The 7,926-nt window shown below is 66.2% G+C and carries 8 protein-coding genes; 2 read left to right on the forward strand and 6 right to left on the reverse strand.

All coding sequences use genetic code 11. The annotated features are described in order from the left end of the window. Positions 1-38 precede the first annotated feature (38 nt). Both VFW04_09060 and VFW04_09065 read left to right on the forward strand, forming a co-directional pair. On the forward strand, positions 39-743 hold the full coding sequence (locus VFW04_09060; GenBank protein HEX5179465.1) for a DUF305 domain-containing protein: 705 nt from the start codon (positions 39-41) through the stop codon (positions 741-743). Beyond that, a complete protein-coding gene (locus VFW04_09065) occupies positions 740-2,686 on the forward strand; it encodes a hypothetical protein (protein ID HEX5179466.1) in 1,947 nt (648 codons plus the stop codon). Before VFW04_09060 ends, VFW04_09065 begins: the two co-directional genes overlap by 4 nt. 203 nt (positions 2,687-2,889) lie before the next feature. On the opposite strand, the gene VFW04_09070 is transcribed toward VFW04_09065, so the two are convergent. The 6 genes from VFW04_09070 to VFW04_09095 form a co-directional block, all read right to left on the reverse strand. Further along, positions 2,890-3,369 (reverse strand): plastocyanin/azurin family copper-binding protein, encoded by a 480-nt coding sequence (locus tag VFW04_09070; GenBank protein HEX5179467.1) that lies wholly within the window; start codon positions 3,367-3,369, stop codon positions 2,890-2,892. A 41-nt stretch (positions 3,370-3,410) separates the two neighbouring features. Further along, the gene (locus VFW04_09075; protein HEX5179468.1) at positions 3,411-4,196 is read right to left on the reverse strand and encodes an ABC transporter permease subunit; all 786 of its coding nucleotides are present in this window, start codon (positions 4,194-4,196) and stop codon (positions 3,411-3,413) included. After that, positions 4,187-4,903 (reverse strand): ABC transporter ATP-binding protein, encoded by a 717-nt coding sequence (locus VFW04_09080; protein HEX5179469.1) that lies wholly within the window; start codon positions 4,901-4,903, stop codon positions 4,187-4,189. Before VFW04_09080 ends, VFW04_09075 begins: the two co-directional genes overlap by 10 nt. Before the next feature lie 5 nt (positions 4,904-4,908). Continuing rightward, positions 4,909-6,168, reverse strand: a complete 1,260-nt coding sequence (locus VFW04_09085; GenBank protein HEX5179470.1) for a nitrous oxide reductase family maturation protein NosD — start codon at positions 6,166-6,168, stop codon at positions 4,909-4,911. Next, entirely contained in the window at positions 6,168-6,767 is a 600-nt protein-coding gene (locus VFW04_09090; GenBank protein HEX5179471.1) for a hypothetical protein, read from the reverse strand. Before VFW04_09090 ends, VFW04_09085 begins: the two co-directional genes overlap by 1 nt. Next, the coding region (locus VFW04_09095) for a nitrous oxide reductase (GenBank protein HEX5179472.1) at positions 6,764-7,926 on the reverse strand (1,163 nt) is incomplete at its 5' end. The genes VFW04_09090 and VFW04_09095, both read right to left, overlap by 4 nt.

The raw sequence follows: 7,926 nt of genomic DNA on the forward strand, positions 1-7,926 counted from the left end.
GGGAGATCGCTCTCGGAGCGAGCCCGTCCGCACAACCCATGGCTACTATGTCACTCTCGAGCCGAATTTCCGCCGCGCCACAGTTGGCGCTCGCCGCGGTCGCCGCCGGCATGATTACCGCGCGCCTTCCTGCACAGTCCGCCTCTGCCACGACGCACGACTTCACGCCGGCCGACGTCGCCTTCGTCCAGGGCATGATCTTCCACCACGCCCAAGCCGTCGTGATGTCCGACTGGGCCCCGACACACGGAGCCCGCGCCGACGTCGCCACCCTGTGCAAACGCATCGCGCTCTCGCAGCGCGACGAAATCACCATGATGCAGCACTGGCTCGAGGCACGTCACCTCGAGACGCCGGATCCCCTCAACATGCTGCCGGGCCACGCCGGGCCTCCGCACGATGAAAGCGGAATGAACATGCCGGGCATGAACATGAAAGGCATGGACATGAAGGGCATGGGCACGGGATCCCAATCCATGCTGATGCCGGGCATGCTCACCCCCGATCAGATGCGCCAGCTCGACGCCGCGCACGGACCGGCCTTCGATCATCTCTACCTCACGGGCATGATCAAGCACCACGAGGGCGCGCTCGACATGGTCAAGACGCTCTTCGACACGCCCGGCTCCGGCCAGCAGCCCGAGTTGTTCTCGTTCGCCACCGATGTCGACGCCGGACAGCGCGCCGAGATCGGCCGGATGCAAGCCATCCTGAAAACGCTCACTCCGAGCCCAACCCAATGACACGTCGCATCACTCTCTTCCGGTCCCCTCTCGTCCTCAGCGCCGCGCTCGTCGCAGCGGCCGCTCTCGTCCCTCTTCCCGCGCGGGCCCAGTCCGACACGAACGATCCGCGCGCGCATCTCAAGGCCGGCCTCTACGATGCCGGCGTCGCGTCCAAGGGCATCGACCTCATCGCCCACGTCAACAAGCCGGATGACTTCCATCCCAACGATCCCGGCGGCCTCACGTACGCGAACTCCGATCTCGCGTTCGGCGGGCACTACGTCTACCAGGGGAATTTCAGCGGCTTCCAGATCTGGGATGTGTCGAATCCCGCCAAGCCTGTCCTAACGGACCACGTCGTCTGCTTCACCGAGCAAGGCGACGTGTCCGTCTACGGGCACCTGCTCTTCGTCTCCGCCGAAAATACCGGCAGCCGGCTCGATTGCGGCACGCAAGGCATCCAGGACAGCGTGAGCAAAGAGCGGATGATCGGCGTCCGCATCTTCGACATCTCGAATCCCAAGGCGCCCAAGCAAGTGGCGGACGTCGAGACGTGCCGCGGCTCACACACACACACGCTCGTGCAGGACCCGAACGACAAGGGCGTGATCTACGTGTACGTATCGGGGCTCGCGCGCGTGCGGTCGACGAGCGAGATGGCCGGCTGCGAGGGCGGCGACATCACCGACCCGAACACGGCGCTGTTCCGCATCGAGGTGATTCGCGTTCCGTTAGCACATCCCGAGCAGGCGAAGATCGTGAGCTCGCCGCGGATCTTCAACGATCTCACGGCGCCGCCGACGCACGGCGTGGCGGTCGCCGACACGGCCAACGGCGCGGCCGTCAAGGCGGCCAAGCGCTTCCTCGGCCGGTTAGGCATGCCCGCTACGGCGAGCGCCGCCGACTCCGACAAGGCGGCACGCCTCGTTGCCGACGTGATGAACTTCCGCAACGATACGGTCAAGACGAAGGCAGCCATCGACTCGCTCAAGGCGATGGGCTTGAACCTGCGCGTCCCGGGCGGCGGAGCACGCGGCGGCCCGTCGCAGTGCCACGACATTACCGTGTATCCGTCCGCGCACTACGCCGCCGGCGCGTGCTCGGGCTACGGGTTGCTGCTCAACATCAAGGATCCCACGCACCCGGTGCGGCTGCAGGCCGTCGCGGATTCCAACTTCTCCTTCTGGCACTCGGCCACGTTCTCGAACGACGCGTCGAAGTTGTTGTTCACCGATGAATGGGGCGGCGGTACCCAGCCCAAGTGCCGCGCCACCGATCCGATCGACTGGGGCGCCGACGCGATCTTCACCTTGACTGACAACACGCTGACGCATGCCGGCTACTTCAAGATGCCCGCGGCACAGACGGAACAGGAAAACTGCGTCGCGCACAACGGCAACCTGGTGCCGGTGCCGGGTCGAGACATCATGGTGCAGGGCTGGTATCAGGGCGGCGTGTCGGTGTTCGACTTCACCGACCCCGCACATCCCAAGGAGATCGCCTACTTCGATCGCGGTCCGATCGACTCGACCAAGCTCGTGTTAGGCGGCTACTGGGCCGGCTACTATTACAACGGCTACATCTATGGTTCCGAGATCGCGCGCGGTCTCGATGTGTTCAAGCTCACGCCGACCGCCGATCTGACGCAGAACGAGATCGACGCCGCGAAACTGGTGCACTTCGACCTGCTGAATCCGCAGGACCAACCGAAGATCGTATGGCCCGCAGCGTTCCCGGTCGCGCTCGCATACGTCGATCAGTTGAAGCGTGACAACGGGCTGCCCGCCGATCGGTTGACCTCGATCGAGAATGCGCTCGAGTCGGCAAAGTCCGCGAGCGGCGCCAAGCGGACCGCCACGCTCAAGAAACTCGCATCGGAGCTGACGCATGACGCACAGAGCGCCAGCGACACGAAGCGCATGAAGCTGCTCGAAGGCGTGGTGAAGGGGCTGGAGAAGTAACGAAACGCGGGCGCCTCACCAATCCGGTAAACGGCGAGGCGGCTGGTATCTAAGCTCATGAAGACGCGGACAAAGCACGGACACGACGGACAGAGCAACAAGAAAAGGACTCTTGGCTGTTGTCGTGTCCGCTGTGTCCCTGCTTTGTCCGAGTCTCTATGAGCGTAGATGCTCCCGTCGGGACGCGATCCAGTAGTGTGCCCTCAGTCTTCGACCTCCAGATGTCCGCGCATGCCAAGCGCCGCGTGCGGATCGCACTGGAAGTAGTAGTGGCCCTTGGGCAGCGTGACTTTGACATCGTACGTCTGTCCCGCGAGCTGCAGCATGTCGCTCACCGGCGGCAGCCCCTGCACGCCTGGATTCGAGTCGGGCAGAAAGTCGACGTTGTGCACGCCTAACGACAACGTGAATCGGATCACGTCGCCGCGATGGGCCTCGATGTCGTTCGGCTCGAACCGGCTGCCCTTGTCGTCGGCGATCAGCTGGACCGTGATCACGCGACGGCCGGGGTCGGGGGTCTGCGGACCGGCCGCGGCGGGCGCCGCCGGTGTGGCAGCGGCCGGCGACGCCTGAGCGGAGTCGCCGGAGGCCGGCGCGGTGCCGCCGCAGGCAGCGGTCGCCAGGAGGGCGGCCAACGCCGCAGCGGCAGCGAACATGGTCTTGCGTGCAATCGCATTCGACATGATGGAGTTCTCTCGCAAGGGATGGATGGTAGGACGGGCGATCAGAAGTCCTTTCGCCGGAAGAGCCGCGCGCCTAACAGAGCGGGGATGGCCGCCCAGGCGGCGAGCAACGCGGCCGCGATGGCCGTGCCGGCCGGGGCGCTGAACAGGCGCGTGAACGATGCGCCCGTGTAGCCCATGAGCGCCGAAATGTCGAGGTGCATGAGCATGACCACGCGCGCGAGGTCGATCGGATTGGCGAGCGTCGCCACGAGCAGCGGGCGTTCGAGCGGCGCGCCGGCCAGTGCGGTCGCGGCCACGAGCACCACGGCATCGTACGCCAGCGCCGCGCACGCCCATCCGCCTAACGCAATGCCGAAGGCGCGGAGCCGGTCGTCGGTGCGCAGCGCGAGCGCCACGCCCGCGCCGGCGAACACGAGCGTGAGGGCCACCCCCGCTCCGACCAGCAACACCGCGTCGCCCCCGACGCCCGCGCCGCCGCGCAGCGCGAACGGCATCCCGATGCCCAACACGATGCCCGCCGACAACAACACCGCCATCGCGGCGTAGGTCCCGGCAAACATCGCGTCCCGCCCAACGGGCTGCGCCAGCAGCAGCTCGATGAACTCGCGCGCGCGGTGCACGTAGATCGTCGCGAACACGATCGCCGCCAGCGGCACCGTGAACAGCACGATGCTCGTCAGGCTGACGAGCGCCCGCGTCGGGTCGCCGCCAAAGCGGAGCAGCAGCTCCGTCGCGAGGAGAAAGAAGATGGCATAGCCGAAGAGCCAACGGCTCCGCAGCACGTCGAGCAGCTGAAACGCGGCGATCTTCGCGGCTACGCGCATACGACCTCCTTGTTCATCATCGACGCAATGGCGCGCTCGAGGTGCGGTTGTCCGGTGAACACGCGCAGCTTCTGCACGGAGCCGGCGTATCCCACGCGGCCCGCGCGCAGGAACACGATGTCGTCGGCGAGCTCGTCCAACTCGCTCATCACGTGCGACGTGACGAGCACCGTTTTGCCTTCGCTGCGCTCGCTCAGGATCTTGTCCTTGAGCACCGCGTTCGCCGCGGGATCGAGCCCCGCGCTCGGTTCGTCGAGCACGACCACGCGCGGGGCGAACAGAAATGCCAGCGCGACGGCGAGCTTCTGCCGCGTGCCGCCCGACAACGCGCGGACGCGCGTATCGAGGTGTGTAGCGATCGCGAGCCGCTCGAACAATTCCCAGTCGATAACGGCCGACTCGCCACGCAATCCGAGCAGAATCTTCGTCACCTCGCGCGCCGTGAGGTGCTCGGGGAAACGGCTCATCTGCGATGCGTATCCGATGGTGGCGCGATAGGCCGGATCATCTCCGACGCGCACACCGTCGACGCGGATCTCTCCGCCGTCCGGCCGCACGAGGCCCAACAGGCACTTGATGAGCGTCGTCTTGCCGGCTCCGTTAGACCCGACCACGGCCGTCACGCGACCCGGTCGAACGCACAGGTCCACGCCGCGCAGCACGTCGCGCGCGCCAAAGGACTTCGTGAGCGCTCTGAACTCGATCATATCGCTTAGGGGATGGGGGTGAGCGCCGGCGTGTCGTCGACCACAGACGACGGCGTCAGAGAAGGCACCGCCCGTTCGACGCCATCGAGCAGCATGACGAAGGAGCTGCGCAGCAGCACCAGCGTGGGCGGGTTCTGCGCGACGATGAGTGAGAACAAGCGCACGGGGTGGAACGGCGCGTCGCCCACGCCGTTGCGATCCAGGTCGTAGCCCCGATAGTCGTCCCAGTAGTTGCCGGCAAAACGCGTCGTGGTTTCGCCGCCGCGCATCCCGACATCGAAGGTGTTGTCGAAGAAATTGTTGCGCTCGAAGCGCGCATCGTCCGTGCTCGAGAGGAGGCGCACGGCCCATCCGTTGGACCGGAACGTGTTGTGCGACGCGACCAGACGGTTGGCGCCGTCTGCCGACAACCCGACGGTGTTGTGCGCGAACTCGTTGTCTTCCACGCGGCTGTCGTCGATTTCCTTGAGGAGCAGCCCGTACGCCGCATCGCCCCAGTTCGACTCGAAGCGATTGCCGGCCATGAGCACGCGATGCGTGTACATCACCGCGACGCCGGCGTGATTGTATCGGAAGGTGTTGCCGAGATACTGGCAGTCGTCGGAATACATGAAGTGCAGGCCGTAGCGCAGATTGTGCTCGCTCGTGTTCCCGCGCACGACGGTGTGGGTGACGAACTCGAAGTAGATGCCATCTCGCTGGTCGCTCACGTGATTGTCGGCGATGAGCGCGCCGCTCGCGGCCCACAAATGAATGCCGTTGCCGAAGCTCGTTTCATCGCGCGCGGCGCCGCGGATGTCGTTGTGGATCACGCGACAGCCGACCGACTTCGCGAGGTAGATCCCGAAGAACGCGCGCTCGATGAGATTGTCCTCGATGCGGCAGTTGCGGACGGCGAGGACGCGCACGGCGGCGAGGTCGCTGGTGTAGCTCACGCCCACGTCGCGGAAGTGCAGGTGCCGAATGGTGACATCATCGGCGGCAACCGTGAGAATCGCGTGCGCGGACTCGCCATCGAGGATGGCATCGCCGGCTCCTTCGATCAGGAGCGGCTTGTCGACCATGACCAGCGGCTCGCGGTACGTGCCGGCGCGCACGACGATCCGGTCGCCGGCGGACGCGCGGGCCACGGCTTCGCCTAACGTCGCCAGCGCGGTGCCCGGCGCCACCACCAGGGTGCGCGACGCCTGGCCCAACGCGTGCGGCGGCGCCGCGACGCACGCGACGAACAGCACGGCGCGCGTCATCGCCGGCAGGGGACGCATCACGCGGCACTCGTCGGTGCGGATGGGCGATGGCGCGACAGCACGAGCGCCACCACGCCGGCGACCAGCGCCGCCACGGCCAGCCACGCCCCGGGCGCCGGCCACGACGAGGCGGTGAAATTCAACAGCTGCTTGGTGCCGATCAACGGCGGCTGGTACACCATGCCGGGCACCTTGATGATGGCGTGCTCGGCGTCGAGGTCGTGGCCGAACGTATAGGACCATCGGTACAGATCGGCGAGCCCGGCAGCCCCGACGAGCACCACGGCGCCGAGCCAGGCCGCGACGAGGCGCCTGCTGCCTAACGCAGCCGCGATCAGCGCCAGGACGGCGAGGCCGGCCAGGAGCCACGGCAGGATGCGGAGCTCCGGCAGGGCGCCGGGATCGATCGGCCGCATCCCGATGTAGTGATTGAGCTCGTTGATGTTCCCCAGGTCCTGCGGCGTGGCGCCGGCAATCGTGCCGGCGCCGATCTGCAACCCCAGACCTTCCGGGTACTGCGGCGCCGTCAACGCAATGCGCCAGAGCGGGAGGCGGAGCGATGCCGCGAGCAGCACGCCCGCGATCACGAGCAAGCAGCGCGAGAAGCGCGACATCATTGATGCCCCCCGGCGGCCGCGCCGCCCGTCGCCGTCGGGTGCATACCGGCCATCCGGTCGCCGCCAACGGGGTGATCGCCGATGGTCGCCGACAGCGCCACCGTGCTTCCGGCCGGCGACACGCGGACGTACCCCTGCATTTCCTGGTGCAGCGCCGAGCAAAAGTCGGTGCAGTAGAACGGATAGACGCCGCTCGCGCGCGGGACCCACTTGAGCGTGCGCGTTTCCCCCGGCGCCAGGATCAGCTCGGCCGCATCCGTATTGCCTAACACAGCGAAGCCGTGCACGATGTCCCAGTCCTGCTCGATGTTCGTGAGGTGGAAGTAGACGGTGTCGCCAACCGAAATGCCCTCGATGTTGTCGGGCGAGAAGTGCGACCGGATTGCCGCCATCTTCACGTGTACGGTTTTGCCCTGGCGCGAGATGCCGCCCTCGGCTTCGGTCTTCACCGCCCACGGATTGGCGTTCTCCGACAGCGTGTTGAACTTCACCGAGTGGATCAGGCTCGCCGGAAGCGCCTGCGCGTAGTGCGGCTCGCCGATGGTCGGGAAATCGAGCAGCAGCTGCATCTTGGGTCCGCTGATGTCGTACAGTTGGGCCGACTGATCCATGATCGGTCCGGTAGGCAGATATCGATCTTTGGTGATCTTGTTGAGCGCGATGACGTACTTGCCCCATGGCGCGCGCGAGTCGCCGCCCGGAATCATCAAGTGGCCGATCGCATAGAAGGTGGGCGTGCGATCCACCACCTCCCAGGTCCCGAGCTTCCACTTCACGATCTCGGACGAAATGAAGAACGACGTGTACGCGAAGCCCTTGCCGTCGAACTCGGTGTGCAACGGGCCTAACCCGGCGCTCTTCACTTCGCCGGCCAGCACCGCGTCGTACTTGAGCACGGGAATCCCGTCCACGACCTTGTCGAACGCCTTGGACGCGATCGCCTGCTGCATCTTCGTGAACGAGTGTACGGCGATCATCGCGGACAACTTCCCGTTGCCGACGATGTACTCGCCGCTCGGGTCGACGTCCACGCCGTGCGGCGACTTGGGCGTCGGCAGGAAGTACATGAGACCATCACAGCGCGACGGGTCGAGCACGGTCACGCTGGTCTTTCGCTCGACGCGTGCAGTCGTGGAGTGCTCATCGAGCACGTTGTGGT

The sequence above is a fragment of the Gemmatimonadaceae bacterium genome (genome assembly GCA_036273715.1).
Lineage (GTDB): Bacteria > Gemmatimonadota > Gemmatimonadetes > Gemmatimonadales > Gemmatimonadaceae > JADGGM01.